We start from the raw sequence: 12,768 nt of genomic DNA on the forward strand, positions 1-12,768 counted from the left end.
GATGAAGAGACGGCATCTCCTTGCTTCGTGGTCATTCGATCCCCCAGTCATTTTTTAGTGGTAACCACTAGTGGCTGCCACTAAAAGTAGACTACGGCGCATGGCCGGGGTCAAGCCTTCGAAGATGCAGAGCAAGGCGGCAGCGACGCGTGCCCGCATCATCCGTGCCGCGTACGACCTGTTCTGTGCGACCGGGTATCGCGCGACCACGATGGAGGCGATCGGCAAGCAGGCGGGTGTCGCCGTGCAGACCGTGTACTTCAACTTCCGGACCAAGGACGAGCTCCTGCGCGCCGTCCACGAGTGGACCGTGCTCGGCGACGATCCAGTGCCGCCGCCGCTGCAGCCTTGGCACATCGCCGCGATGCGCGAGCCGGACGCCAGGAACGCGCTGGCCAAGATCGTCGCCGGCGTCGCACAACTGAATGCAAGGATCGCCCCGATGCAGTCCGTCTTCGGTGCGGTGAGCCAAGAACCCGCCGGCGAGATCTACGCCCGCTCACAAGAACTCCGACGCCAGGACATGGCCGCACTCGTCGCCGAGCTGCGCAAGAAGACACCGCTGCGCCCCGGTCTGACACAGCGCCGAGCAGCGGATCTGCTCTATTTCCTGATGGGACCCGAGTCGTACGGCGCCTTCGTCCTGGAAGCAGGCTGGACGGAACGACAGTGGGTCACCTGGGCAAGCGAGACCCTGAACGGCCAACTGTTCAACTGAGCGGTCAGCGCCAGCCCTGGGCTGAGAGGGACTCCTGGGCTAGGAGGCGGAGGCTGGCGATGAGGGTTTCGCCGAGGATGGTGCCGATCACGACGGACTCGGCGACAGCGTCGGGAGTACGGGCGGCGCCGTCTGGCGCTGGTGAGGTGACGGCGGAGATTTCCAGTTCGGCGAACGCTTCGACCGCATCGGCGTAGGCGTCGAGGTGGCCGACGAGGTTGTCCTGGCCGAGTGAGCGCAGCGCGGCGATCGTCTCGGTGAGGGTGGTCAGTGCCGGCGCCTCGGCGTGGATGGTCCAGCCGCGGCGGGCGATCAGGTCGGTGACCTGGGCCTCGGCGGCGGCGTACGACGGTTCCTCGCTCGAGGTGCTGAGCTGGCGCGGCCGGGTGATCGCGTAATGCGCGCGCCCGATCTGCTCGTGCAGCGGCAAAGTCTTCGAGTCCAGTCCTTCGACGATGTTCTTGACCTGCGCGATCGGTACCTGCCCGAGGTCGACCAGCGCGCGGATCAGCCGCAGCCGCCGGACGTGTGGTTCGTCGTACGACGCCTGGTTCGGGCTGCTCAGCTCACCCGGCGGGAGCAGGCCCTCGCGCAGGTAGTACTTGATCGTCGGCACCGGCACTCCGGTGACCCGGCTCAGCTCCCCGATTCGCATAGCGCTTGCCTTTCGTCGACCTATGACGGATAGTATCAGTATCCATAAACGGATATTTCGACTATCCATAGTGAAGGAGCTGGGGCGGATGATCCCCCTCGTACTGGTGCTGGCGACGCTGGTGTTCCGGGCGCTGGGTGCGCTTGGGGTTCGGCGGTTCGCGACCTGGCCGGTGAGTGCGGCGCACGGGATGGCGGTGATGTTGCTGTTCACCGCGACCGCTCACTTCGTCCCGGCCGAGGTGACGGTGATGCCTACCCACGCCGACCTGGTCCGGATGGTGCCGCCGTTCCTGCCGTTCGCGGACGCGCTGGTGTACGTGACCGGCGTACTGGAGTTCCTCGGTGCGGCCGGTCTCGTCCTGACCGCGACACGCTGGGCTGCCGGATACGCCCTGGCCGCGCTGTTCGTGTCGTTGCTTCCGGCAAACATCTACGCGGCCGTCGCCGACGTACCATTCGACGGCGGCGAGGCGACACCGCTGTGGCAGCGCATCCCCGAACAGATCCTCTATCTCGCGGTCGCAGTGTGGGTGGCCCGTACGGCGCAGCTCGCATCAAAGCCGGCCGAACCGAAAGTGAGCGTGCACGCATGACCGACGTATCCAGGATCATCGCCGGAGCGATCCTGCTCACCATCGTGACGATCCAGTTCGGTGGTTACTTCATGACGAAGATCGTCCGCGGCCAGGTCCCGATGACGGACTTCCAGAAGTCGTTCGCCCGAGCCGGTCACGCGCACGCCGGCGTACTGGTGATCCTCAGCCTGGTCGCTCTCCTGTACGTCGATCAGACCGGCCTGTCCGGCTTCTGGCTCTGGATCGCCCGGCTGGCGATCCCAACCGCGGCGATCCTGATGTCCGGTGGCTTCTTCGCGTCGTCCGCAGGCAAGGACCGCACCCAGCCGAACCAGTTCCTCTGGATTCTCTGGCTCGGCGCCGCCTCGCTTGCCGTCGGCGTACTGACCCTTGGCATCGGCCTGATCACGGCGTGAAGGTGCGGGCGAGGCGGGCGCCGACCTCGGCGATCAGTGAAGCGATTTCGGGCGTCGCTTCCTCGACGGTGAAGTCGGCGCCCAGGGCAACGAGTGAGGCGACGTCCTGCACGATCAGGGAGGCGCGGTCGGCGCTGAAGCGGACCGTGCAGGCGTCCGGACCGTCCGGCTCGACGACACTGCCGAGAGGCAGTCGTCCCGGCACCTCGTCAGCCGGCAACGCCACCCTCAGCCGGACCGAATGCCGGTACTGCGCCAACGCGAACGATTCCTTCAAGTACGACGCGGGGTCGTCCCCCGGCAACTCGCGGGGTGTGAACCGATGCAGCGCGGGCGCGACCGCGGAGATCCGGTCGATGCGGAAGATCCGCCAATCGTCCCGGGACGGGTCGAAGGCCAGCAGATACCAGCGCCAGGTCAGGGAAAGCAACTGATGCGGTTCTACCCGGCGAGGAGTGTCCGTACCCCGCCGGCTGCGGTAGTCGAAGGCAACGATCTCGTGGTTCCGGCAGCATCGTGCGAGCGTCGCGAGGACGCCTGCATCGACCTGTGGAACGTCCGGCCGCGGGATCGCCTCCGCCGCTGATCCGACCGCCGCGAGCTGCGGCCGCAGTCGCGCGGGCAGCACCTGTTCGAGCTTCGCCAGCGCACTCATCGAGCTCGCCGCGATCCCCGTGATCCCGCCACCGCTCGCGCCGACCAGACCGAGCGCGACCGCGATCGCCTCGTCGTCGTCGAGTTGTAACGGCGGCAGGTTGGTTCCGGAGCCCAATCGGTAGCCGCCCGCGGTCCCGGTCGTACCCGTCACGGGGTAGTCGAGTGAGCGCAGCCGGTCGACATCTCGCCGTACGGTCCGCTCTGTGACGCCGAGGCGCTCGGCCAGCTCGCGGCCGGACCAGTCGTTGCGGCTCTGCAGCAGCGACAGCAGCCGTAACAAGCGGCCGGGCATCTCGCGACGGGTGCTCACAAACTCCAGGATGCCTTGCCTTGCGGACAAGGTGTGTCCGGAAGGGCTCCTAACGTGGGTCGCATGATGCTGACGAAGGAAACCCCCGGATACGACGAGGCACGACTCGGCTTCCAGCGACTGGACCCGCACCGGCCCTCGACGATCTTCGCGGTCACCAGTGCCGAGGAGGTGCAGGAGGCGGTCGCGTACGCCGTGGTGCACGACCTGCGGGTGGCGGTCCAAGCCTCCGGGCACGGACTTACGAAAGGTATCGAAGGCGGCGTGCTGATCACGACCGGCCGGTTCAACGGAGTCACGGTCGACGCGGAGAGGAAGACGGCTTGGATCGAGGCCGGGGCGACGTGGCAGCAGGTGATCGACGCGACCGCGCCGTACGGACTCGCGCCGCTGTCCGGCAGCTTCCCCGGCGTCGGCGCGATCTCCTACACGCTCGGCGGCGGGACCGGTCTGATGGCCCGGCGGTACGGCTTCGCGGCCGACCATGTCCGGCGGATCGAGGTCGTCACGCCGGATGGCGTACGGCGGAACGCGGAGGACGACCCTGAGCTGTTCTGGGCGCTCCGCGGTGGTGGCGGCAACTTCGGCGTGGTCACCGGAATCGAGGTCGACCTGTTCGACGTACCGACCGTGTACGGCGGCAGCCTGTACTTCGACTTCGACGCGAACCCGACGGCGCTGGAGGTCTGGCGCGAGTGGACCCGGACCGTGCCTGACGAGGTCACGTCGGCGGTCGCGCTGGTCCCGATGCCGGACATCCCGCCGGTTCCCGAGCCGTTGCGAGGGAAGTACATCGCACAGGTACAGGTCGTGGTCCTGGGCAACGATGGCGAGGGATCGATCAAACCGCTGCGGGCGATCGGTGAGCCCGTGCTCGACACGATTCGTGAGTTGCCGTACACCCAATCGGGCGAGATCTTTGCCGAACCGGTGCGGCCGGACCCGTACCGCTCGCGCAACGTCTTGCTCAGCGAGCTCGACCCCGGCGCGCTGGCGACCCTGCCGAAGCTGGCCGGTCCAGGTGCGTCGGCAATGTGCGTGATCGGCATCCGGCACCTCGGCGGGGCGCTCAGCCGAGACGCTGACAACGCCGTTGGCCACCGTGATGCGGCGTACTCACTGACTGTTCTGTCGCCAGGTGAGCAGGACACCAGCGGGCTGCACCGGCGTGTCCTTGAGCCGTGGGCGGGGTCAGTGATCGGCCGGTCGCTGAACTTCAGCTTCGGGCCGCTGACCCCGGACGAGGCCCGTGAGGCCTTCGACCCGGCCGACTACGAGCGGCTCACCGAGCTCCGGAAGCGGTACGACCCGAACCAGCGGCTGGCTCCGAACCACCAGATCTGATCAGAGCGCCGCCGTCACATCGATCTCGACCAGCTGCTTCGGGAACCCGAGCTGCGCGACGCCGAGAAGGGTGCTGGCCGTGGTGAAGGCAGGAGCGAGAGGTGAGGCGTTGAGCTGAGCCCAGACCGCGGAGAGCTCTTCGCGGACCGGGCTCGCGACGTAGATGACCGTGCGTACGACGTCGTCCGGGGTGGCGCCGGCGGCGTCGAGGGCGATCAGGATGTTGCGGATCACCTGCTCGGTCTGACCTTCCAGTCCTCCCTCGGCCAGCTCACCCGATGGTTGCAGTGGGCATTGACCGGCGAGATAGACCATCGTGTCTGCTTGGACCTTGGTCACGTGGTGGTAGCCCGGGGTTGCGTGCAGCCCGTCGGGATTGGTGCGCTCGATCGTCACCTGGTCGAGCAAACGCCACGTCGTGGGCCGTGGTCAACGGGATATTCGGCGGACGAATCGACCTGCCGGCGGCCGTTGCGCAGACCGCGTCCGCGCACCAGCCGGCCCGACGGCAGGACCATCACACCAGGTGCATCCGGATCCCACGTCGCCACCCGGTCAGCCTAGGCGCTCCTCGGTGGAGCTGGAGAACAGGTGCAGCTTGTCGGGGTTCGGCGCGAGGTGCACGACAGCGCCCTTCTCGTTGTGCAGCCGCGTGCCGATCCGCGCGATGACCTGCTGATTCGTCGTGTGCTCCGCGGTCCCGTACAGGAACGCGTCCGCGCCGAGCTCCTCGATCACCGCCACCTTCACCGGCAGCCCTTCGTCGGCGAGATCGAACGCCTCCGGACGGATCCCCAGGAAGAGGGTCTTGTCGTCCCCGGCCTTCGCCAGCAGCTTGCGCTCGATCGGTACGACGTAATCGCCGATCTTCGCGCCGCCGTCGGTGATCTCCGCCTCGATCAGGTTCATCGCCGGCGAACCGATGAAGCCGGCAACGAACAGGTTCTTCGGCCGGTCGTACAGGTTCAGCGGGGTGTCCACCTGCTGCAGGACGCCATCCCGCAGCACGGCGACGCGATCGCCCATCGTCATCGCCTCGACCTGGTCGTGGGTGACATAGACGGTGGTGACGCCGAGCCGATGCTGCAGCTCAGCGATCTGCGTCCGTGTCTGGACCCGCAGCTTGGCGTCGAGGTTGGACAGCGGCTCGTCCATCAGGAAGACCTGCGGATTCCGTACGATCGCGCGGCCCATCGCGACCCGCTGACGCTGACCACCGGACAGCGCCTTCGGCTTGCGCTCCAGATACTCCTCCAGGCCCAGCAGTTTCGCCGCGTCGGCGACTCGCTTGGCCCGCTCGTCCTTGTGCAGACCCTGCATCTTGAGCGCGAAGCCCATGTTGTCCGCGACCGTCATATGCGGGTACAGCGCGTAGTTCTGGAACACCATCGCGATGTCGCGCTCCTTCGGCGGGGCGTTGGTGACGTCGCGGTCGCCGATGTAGATGGAACCGTCGTTGACTTCCTCGAGCCCGGCCAGCATCCGCAGCGCGGTCGACTTCCCCGACCCCGACGGCCCGACCAGCACCATGAACTCGCCGTCCTGGATGTCCAGATCCAGCTTGTCGACCGCGGGGGTGTCGGTGCCCGGGTAGACCCGGCTGGCTCCCTTGAACGAGACAGTTGCCATGTCGCGCTTCTTTCCTCGCCGGCAGGAACGTGCCGGACGATCCGTCGCAAGGGCGCCCATGTCTTGGGCGTCTACAACGATGGTAGGTCGGTCTGTTGATGCATCAACTAAACCCGCTCGTGGTGCTGATCACCTTGTTTGCCGGGGTTTTTCGAGCTACGTCGTACTAGAAGTAGAGGCCGTCGGGGCGGACCGAGTCGGCCATCAGGTCGAGGAGGGCGCTCGCGGCGCGGCTCGGCGGGCGGCCGCTGGGCGTGACCACCGACAGCGTCCAACTCAGGTCTTCGCCGGTGATCGGCAGCTGAACGACCCCGGGTGCCTTGGCCGGTTCCAGTTCCGGTACGACGGCGACGCCGAGCCCGGCACGGACGTAGTCGGGGATCGTGGTCAGCTCCGGCACCTCGACCTGGACCCGCCGCGGAACCCCGAGGTTGTCGAACGCCCGATCCACCATGCTCCGGTTGCCGAACCCGCGCGGCATGTCGACGAACGGCTCGCCCGCCAGCTGCTTCAGCCGTACGGCGGGACGCGCCGCGAGCGGATGCGACGACGGCAGCAGTACGACGAACGGCACGGTCGCGATGTCGCGAATCTCCAGCCCATGCAGCTCCGACCTGGCGAGGCCTACCAGTGCGACATCCAGCCGACCGTGGCGTACGTCGTCCGCCAGGCCGCTCGACCCGGTCGGCGACGTCGCCACGTGTACGTCGACCAGCGGGTACTTCTGGTGGAACGCGCCGAGCAGCTCAGCGAGGTTCACCAGACTGAGCCGGGCGAGTGTGCCGATGCGGACGCTGCCGCGGAGTCCGATGGACGCCTCCTCGACCGTGGCCCGGGCCCGATCCAGCGCCTCGAGCGCGGCCTTTGCCTCAGGCAACAAAGCCTGCCCGGCCGCGGACAACGTGACGCGTCGCGTCGAGCGGTCGAACAGCGTCGTCTTCAGGTCCGCCTCGAGCGCCCGTACGGCGGCCGACACGGTCGACTGGACGGTGAACAGCCGCTGCGCCGCGCGGGTGAAGCTCAGCTCCTCCGCGACGGCGACGAAGTACTCGAGTTGCCGGCTGTCCATGAGGTCAATTATCGTGAATGACGATAAGACCGTGCAAGAAGTTTCGTTGGACTCGATAGATCCGGCGAGTCACTCTGGAGACATGTCCACGATGACCAGTTCGCGCCCGCTCGAGTCGAAGCGGGTCCGCTTCGCCCACGGTCCGGGCTTCTGGGTGATCGCCGCCGCCTTCCTGACCACGATGGCGTTCTCCACCGTCCCGACGCCGCTCTATGCCATTTACCAGCACCGTGACGGCTTCCCGACGTACGTCATCACCGTCATCTTCGCCAGCTACGCGGTCGGCGTGATGGCCAGTCTCTACCTCGCCGGTCACGTCAGCGACTGGCTCGGCCGCCGCCGGATCGCGCTGCTCGCCGTACTCGCGGAGGCGCTGTCCGCGGCTATCTTCCTGTTTTGGCAGGACGTGCCTGGGCTGCTGGTCGCGCGGTTCATCTGTGGGGTCGGTGTCGGTGTACTCACGGCGACCGCGACGGCGCATCTGTCCGAGCTGCGGCAGGTCGCGCGGCCGGAGGAGGACCCGAGCCGGTCGGCGCTCATCTCGAGCATGGTGAACCTCGGCGGGCTGGCCGTCGGTCCGCTCGTGGGTGGGGTCCTCGCGCAGTACGTGTCGTCGCCGCTCGAGCGCCCGTACGAGGTCTTCCTTGTGCTGCTTCTGCTCAGCGCGCTCGGGGTCGCGTTGGTGCCGGAGACTGTGGAGCGGCTCGAGGAGCGTCCGGCGTACCGGCCACAGCGGGTCGCGCTGCCGTCGGCCGCGAAGCCGCTGTTCTTCGCCTCGGCCATGGGCGCCTTTGCGGCCTTTGCGATCCTCGGGCTGTTCACCTCGCTGGCGCCGACGTTCCTGTCCGGGACGTTGCACCAGACCTCGCGTCTGCTCGCGGGCGTGGTGACGTTCGCCGTCTTCATCGCCAGCGCCGGCAGCCAAGTCGTCTTCGTCCGGCTGGCCCGGCAACTCCAGCTCCGCATCGGCCTCGTCGCGATGAGCGTCGGCCTGATCGCCGTCGCCACCGGCGGCCTCCTCCCCAGCCTCTGGCTCTTCGTCGCCGGCGGCATCATCGCCGGCGCGGGCGTGGGCCTCGTCTTCCGCGGCGCCGTAGCCACCGCCGCGTCCCTCGCCGACCCCACCTCCCGCGGCGAAGTCCTAGCCGCGCTCTTCCTCATCGCCTACGCCGGCCTAGCCATCCCCGTCCTGGCAATCGGCCTAGGCATAGCCCTACTCCCCGCCCAGGTCGCCCTCCTCATCTTCTCCGCCCTGATCCTCGCCCTCGTAAACACCGCCGTCCTCCGCATGCTCACCGCCCACCGCAACTAACCACGGTCGCCCGCCGGCCAACGCCGGAGCACAGACACACCATCCGGCGGCAGACCCAAGGTCGAGGGCAAGTAACTCGGCCTTTGCGGAACATAGTCGGCGCTGAGCGCAAACTATGTTCCGCAAACCGGCGGATGTGACCGTACAGTCGGATGGTGGTACGACGGCGGGGAGCGCTGGCTCGACTTCAGCGTCGACGCGTACGCGTCGACACTTCTCACGCTGCAAACCCCGGTGACGTTCACCAAGAGCCGCTTCTGGCTCCGTGCCGGGAAACCTTAGGATGCGCGCATGGGTGTGAGTGTGGTGGTTGGGGAGCAGGAGGCTTATCTCGCGCGGGTCGGGCGGGCGGGGATGTTGTTGTTGCCGATGATCACCGGGATCGGCGAGCAGGTGCGGGCGTGGGCTGATGAGCTGGCGGGGGAGGAAGGGATCACCGCGCTGGTGTGGGATCCGTTCAAGGGCCGCAGTACGGACAACTCGAGCCGGGAAGAGCTCAGCGCGCTGCTGCAGCAGATGGATGACGACGCCGCGCTCGCCGAGCAGTCGCAGTTGCTGGACTACCTGTTCACCGAGCTCGGATGCACGAAGGCCGGGGTGATCGGGTGGTGCCTCGGCGGCCGGTTCGCTTTGTTGCTGTCGGCAAGAGATCACCGAGTCGCGAACGCGATCGCCTTCCACCCGACGGTCCCGTCGGAGCTGGCGCCACATCATTCGTACGACGCGATCGCCGAGGCCGCGGCGATCACGGCGCCGGTGCTGGTGAGCTACCCGAGTGCCGACACGCTCGTGTCCAACGCCGACTTCCAGGCGTTGGAAACCGCCTTGCAGACAAGGGCGAGCGGCGCGACCTTCACGCAGTACTTCCCCGGCGCGGAGCACGGCTTCTCCGACAAAGGCCGCCACGACAAGGCGGTCAACGCCGATGCGTTCCGTCTCGCCTGGCCGCAGGCTCTGGCGCTGATAAAGGCGACGACCGGCGATGCGCGGTAGGCGTCGTACCGCGGACGCGTTTGAAGGCGACGCTCAGGGCGAAAGCGTTCGCATAACCGACCTGCCGGGCAACCGTCTCGACCGTGGAGTTGGTCGACCGCAGCAGGTCCGCAGCCAGGGCAAGACGCCAGCCGGTGAGGTACGTCATCGGCGCCTCGCCGACCAAAGAAGTAAACCGCCGTGCCAAGCTCGCCCGTGACACCCCGACCCGGTCAGCGAGCTCGACGACGCTCCACGGATGTGCCGGGTTGTCGTGCAACATCCGCAAAGCCACGCCGGCCACGGGATCGCTCTGCGCCTGGTACCACCCCGGCGCCTGCGACTCCGGCCGCGCAAACCAAGCCCGCAGTGTCGTGATCAACGCAAGATCGAGCCACCGATCAAGCACACTCTGCTGACCGGGAGCATCCCGCTGAATCTCGTCGATGACCATGTCCATCACGGTCCCGGCCACATCGGCCGCCGGTACGACGAGCACCGAAGGCAGCGCGGTGAGCAACCGCCGGCTGACGTCGCCGGCCAGCTGATAGGAGCCGCTGGCAACCATTGCCGCGCCTTCGACGCGGCCGCCCCAGGTGCGAACTCCGAGCCGGGCGCTGTAGTCGACAGGGGCCCCAGGCAACGGTTCACACACACCACCCGGATGGATCCGCAGCTGGGCCGCGGTGTCCAGCGCATCCCCCACGACGTACGGCGAGGGGCCGGTGAACACGGCCACGTCGCCCGGCGACATGAGCATCGGGTCGATGCCATCGCGTCGTACCCAGGCCGAACCGCGGACCATGGTGGCGAGCGAGAGCGCCGCCTCGTCGACGATCTCCAGCGCCCACGGCGGATCCATGATCGTCAGGTTGAACACGCCGCCGCGCGCACGGGTCCCGGCCAGCAGATCATCGAGCACGTCCATGCCCTTGAGTGTCTCAGACATCAAACCAAGCCGTACAGCCATGGTTCGTCTCACCCAACCAGGGTGAACTCAAGCCATGACGAACACACCGATTCTCATCCTCAGTGGTAAAGGCAAGACCGGCCGCCGCGTCGCCGAGCAGCTCACCAACCGCGGCGTCCCCTTCCGGCTGGCGTCCAGGTCGAGCGAGCAACGCTTCGACTGGTACGACGACAGCACCTGGTCCCCGACGATCGCCGGCGCCGACACGGCCTACCTGGCACCGCCGGTCGGACCGACCGGCCTGGCTCAAGCCGGCAGATTCATCAAGCAAGCCGCCAACGAAGGGCTCAGAAGGGTCGTCCTCCTGTCCGGTCGCGGCGTGGGCAGCCCCGGTCGCGACTTCGCGGTGTACGACGGCAGCCTCGACCTGGAGCACGCGGTCAAGGCCAGCGGCGCCGACTGGACCATCGTCCAGCCGGCCTGGTTCGCCCAGGGCTTCAGCGAGGACTTCCTCCGCTACCACGTCCTCGCCGGAGAGATCCGCCTGTCGGCCGGCACCGGAGCCGAGGCCTGGATCGACACGAACGACGTCGGCGACGTGATGACCGAGGCGCTGCTCGACGAGCGCCACACCGGCCAGACCTACGCCATCTCCGGACCGCGCACGCTCACCATGACCGAGGCCACCGCCGAAATCTCCGCCGCCACCGGCCGCCAGATCACGTACGTCGACCTCGAACCGCAGCAGCACGTCGCCGAACTACTCGAGCAAGGCCTGAGCGAGGAAGACGCCGAGGCGGTCCGAGACCTCTTCGCCGTGATCCGCAACCACCGCTCGGAGTACGTGTCCGACGGCGTCCAGCAGGTCCTCGGCCGCCAGCCGCGTGACTTCGCCGACTGGGCTCGCGAAACCGCCGGCACCGGCGTCTGGTGACAACCCGTCAAGGCCCTCGCGCCCACCTGAAGGCGCGAGGGCCCCGGGGATCAGTGGTGCTGCATCCACTCCTCGTGGGTCAGCTCCTGCAACTCGGCCGGCGAGGTCTTGGCCTGCACCGTGGTGCCCTGGCCGACAGCGCCGCCGCCGAACACGATGTTCGCCCAGTTGTTCTGCGCGATCAGGATCGAGTTCGCTCCGTCGCCGGTGATGTCCGCCGGTGTGGTGCTGTCGGTGGTGTCGCCGTCACAGTTCCAGTCGATCGGAGCGCTGGCCGCGCCGGCCGTCGTACGGGTGGTGCCGTTCGGGCACTTCCACTTCGTCTTGTACGCGGCTCCCAAACTGCCGAGGCCGTTCGGCTCGCTCGGGCGGGCCTCGTTGATCGAGGTCGGCTGGGAGTTCGAGTAGCCCCAGTACGTCGTACCGTCGGCCTTGAGCACGCCGCCGAGCTGGAAGTGGTAGTTCATCACGCTCAGGTAGTTCGGCTTGTAGTTCAGGTTGTCCGTGCCGCCGTGCTTGAAGCCGAGGTTGTGGCCGAGCTCGTGCACGAACGTCCCGACGTTGTAGTTGTCGGTCGCGTTCCAGCTGCACTTCGGGCCGACCGTGACGATGAACGTGTCGTTCGGGACGTTGAAGGCCTGGCCGCTGCTGCAGCCGCCGTCGTAGCTGTCGCCCCAGATCATGTAGTAGAAGATCGCCTTGCGAGCCGTGTTGAAGTTCGCGGCCTTGATCGCGTTCGTCTCGGTGGCCGCCGGGTTCAGGTCGGCGTCGTACGGGACCTCGTTGCCGCCGCCCAGGTCGTACGTCGTACCGGCGGCCGAGCCGGCATCGAGGTGGATCCGGATGCCGGTGGTGCCGTCCGGATTGCTGACCGGAGCGGTGGCGAAGATCTGCACGATCCGGTTCAGAGCCGCCGTGCTGGCGAGCCGGCCGGCCATCTAGTCCAGCTCGACGAACAGGTCCTTCTTCGTCGGATTCGCGCCCATCGCGGGCAGGTTGACGTCGATGGTGCCGTCGCCGTTGGCGTCGTACCCGCTTGTCTCCCAGGTGTCGGGCAGCGAGTCGCCGTCGGTGTCGGTGGCGAGGACGGCCTGCGGTTCGTTGGGCGGTACGGCGGTCGCCGCGCTCGGGGCGGCGAGCGCGGCGACGGCCAGGCAACTGAGCAGGGCAAACAAGGCAGGGCGGGGCCTCATCCAGATCTCCTTGAGGGCGGTGGGTGATCTGCCCGCTACCGTAGGTGATCCGGTTCACTTTGCGCGGCCCAG

Annotated in this window: 15 protein-coding genes; 7 read left to right on the forward strand and 8 right to left on the reverse strand. The window is 67.6% G+C overall.

The genetic code is table 11. The features are described from left to right. Window positions 1–100: 100 nt before the first annotated feature. On the forward strand, window positions 101–718 hold the full coding sequence (locus tag EV646_RS21735) for a TetR/AcrR family transcriptional regulator (protein ID WP_132151332.1): 618 nt from the start codon (window positions 101–103) through the stop codon (window positions 716–718). Between the two features lie 4 nt (window positions 719–722). Here the strand turns inward: EV646_RS21735 and EV646_RS21740 are convergent, their stop codons facing one another. Next, the gene (locus tag EV646_RS21740) at window positions 723–1,373 is read right to left on the reverse strand and encodes a MerR family transcriptional regulator (RefSeq protein ID WP_132151334.1); all 651 of its coding nucleotides are present in this window, start codon (window positions 1,371–1,373) and stop codon (window positions 723–725) included. Window positions 1,374–1,461: 88 nt separating this feature from the next. Between EV646_RS21740 and EV646_RS21745 the strand changes: the two genes are divergently transcribed. Together EV646_RS21745 and EV646_RS21750 are read left to right on the forward strand one after the other, a co-directional pair. Beyond that, complete coding sequence (locus EV646_RS21745) at window positions 1,462–1,968, forward strand: DoxX family protein (RefSeq protein WP_132151336.1); 507 nt, start codon at window positions 1,462–1,464, stop codon at window positions 1,966–1,968. After that, a complete protein-coding gene (locus EV646_RS21750) occupies window positions 1,965–2,366 on the forward strand; it encodes a hypothetical protein (RefSeq protein WP_132151338.1) in 402 nt (133 codons plus the stop codon). Before EV646_RS21745 ends, EV646_RS21750 begins: the two co-directional genes overlap by 4 nt. On the opposite strand, the gene EV646_RS21755 is transcribed toward EV646_RS21750, so the two are convergent. Next, window positions 2,356–3,333 carry a helix-turn-helix transcriptional regulator gene (locus EV646_RS21755; protein WP_241996228.1) on the reverse strand — a complete coding sequence of 326 codons (978 nt, stop codon included), beginning with the start codon at window positions 3,331–3,333 and terminating at the stop codon, window positions 2,356–2,358. The genes EV646_RS21750 and EV646_RS21755 overlap by 11 nt on opposite strands. A 63-nt stretch (window positions 3,334–3,396) precedes the next feature. Here EV646_RS21755 and EV646_RS21760 point away from each other — a divergent pair, with 63 nt between their 5' ends. After that, entirely contained in the window at window positions 3,397–4,677 is a 1,281-nt protein-coding gene (locus EV646_RS21760; protein ID WP_132151340.1) for an FAD-binding oxidoreductase, read from the forward strand. On the opposite strand, the gene EV646_RS21765 is transcribed toward EV646_RS21760, so the two are convergent. The 3 genes from EV646_RS21765 to EV646_RS21780 all read right to left on the reverse strand — a co-directional run bounded on the left by EV646_RS21765 (window position 4,678) and on the right by EV646_RS21780 (window position 7,375). Then, on the reverse strand, window positions 4,678–5,073 hold the full coding sequence (locus EV646_RS21765) for a RidA family protein (protein ID WP_132151342.1): 396 nt from the start codon (window positions 5,071–5,073) through the stop codon (window positions 4,678–4,680). Window positions 5,074–5,232: 159 nt separating this feature from the next. Continuing rightward, window positions 5,233–6,306, reverse strand: coding sequence for an ABC transporter ATP-binding protein (locus tag EV646_RS21775; protein ID WP_132151344.1), 1,074 nt, complete (start codon window positions 6,304–6,306; stop codon window positions 5,233–5,235). Between the two features lie 166 nt (window positions 6,307–6,472). Beyond that, window positions 6,473–7,375 (reverse strand): LysR family transcriptional regulator, encoded by a 903-nt coding sequence (locus EV646_RS21780; protein WP_132151346.1) that lies wholly within the window; start codon window positions 7,373–7,375, stop codon window positions 6,473–6,475. A gap of 82 nt (window positions 7,376–7,457) precedes the next feature. Between EV646_RS21780 and EV646_RS21785 the strand changes: the two genes are divergently transcribed. Together EV646_RS21785 and EV646_RS21790 are read left to right on the forward strand one after the other, a co-directional pair. Next, entirely contained in the window at window positions 7,458–8,687 is a 1,230-nt protein-coding gene (locus tag EV646_RS21785; RefSeq protein ID WP_199237110.1) for an MFS transporter, read from the forward strand. Window positions 8,688–8,978: 291 nt separating this feature from the next. After that, on the forward strand, window positions 8,979–9,680 hold the full coding sequence (locus EV646_RS21790) for a dienelactone hydrolase family protein (RefSeq protein WP_132151348.1): 702 nt from the start codon (window positions 8,979–8,981) through the stop codon (window positions 9,678–9,680). Here EV646_RS21790 and EV646_RS21795 read toward each other — a convergent pair. Next, window positions 9,604–10,587 (reverse strand): AraC family transcriptional regulator, encoded by a 984-nt coding sequence (locus tag EV646_RS21795; protein ID WP_132151580.1) that lies wholly within the window; start codon window positions 10,585–10,587, stop codon window positions 9,604–9,606. The genes EV646_RS21790 and EV646_RS21795 overlap by 77 nt on opposite strands. A 76-nt stretch (window positions 10,588–10,663) precedes the next feature. On the opposite strand from EV646_RS21795, the gene EV646_RS21800 reads away from it, so the two are divergent. Continuing rightward, entirely contained in the window at window positions 10,664–11,503 is an 840-nt protein-coding gene (locus EV646_RS21800) for an NAD(P)H-binding protein (RefSeq protein ID WP_132151350.1), read from the forward strand. Window positions 11,504–11,553: 50 nt separating this feature from the next. On the opposite strand, the gene EV646_RS21805 is transcribed toward EV646_RS21800, so the two are convergent. Next, window positions 11,554–12,441 carry a zinc metalloprotease gene (locus EV646_RS21805; protein WP_241996230.1) on the reverse strand — a complete coding sequence of 296 codons (888 nt, stop codon included), beginning with the start codon at window positions 12,439–12,441 and terminating at the stop codon, window positions 11,554–11,556. Further along, window positions 12,442–12,696, reverse strand: a complete 255-nt coding sequence (locus tag EV646_RS40180) for a hypothetical protein (protein WP_241996231.1) — start codon at window positions 12,694–12,696, stop codon at window positions 12,442–12,444. It abuts the gene before it with no gap. Window positions 12,697–12,768 lie beyond the last annotated feature (72 nt).

It is taken from the genome of Kribbella antiqua (genome assembly GCF_004345665.1).
Taxonomy (GTDB): domain Bacteria; phylum Actinomycetota; class Actinomycetes; order Propionibacteriales; family Kribbellaceae; genus Kribbella; species Kribbella antiqua.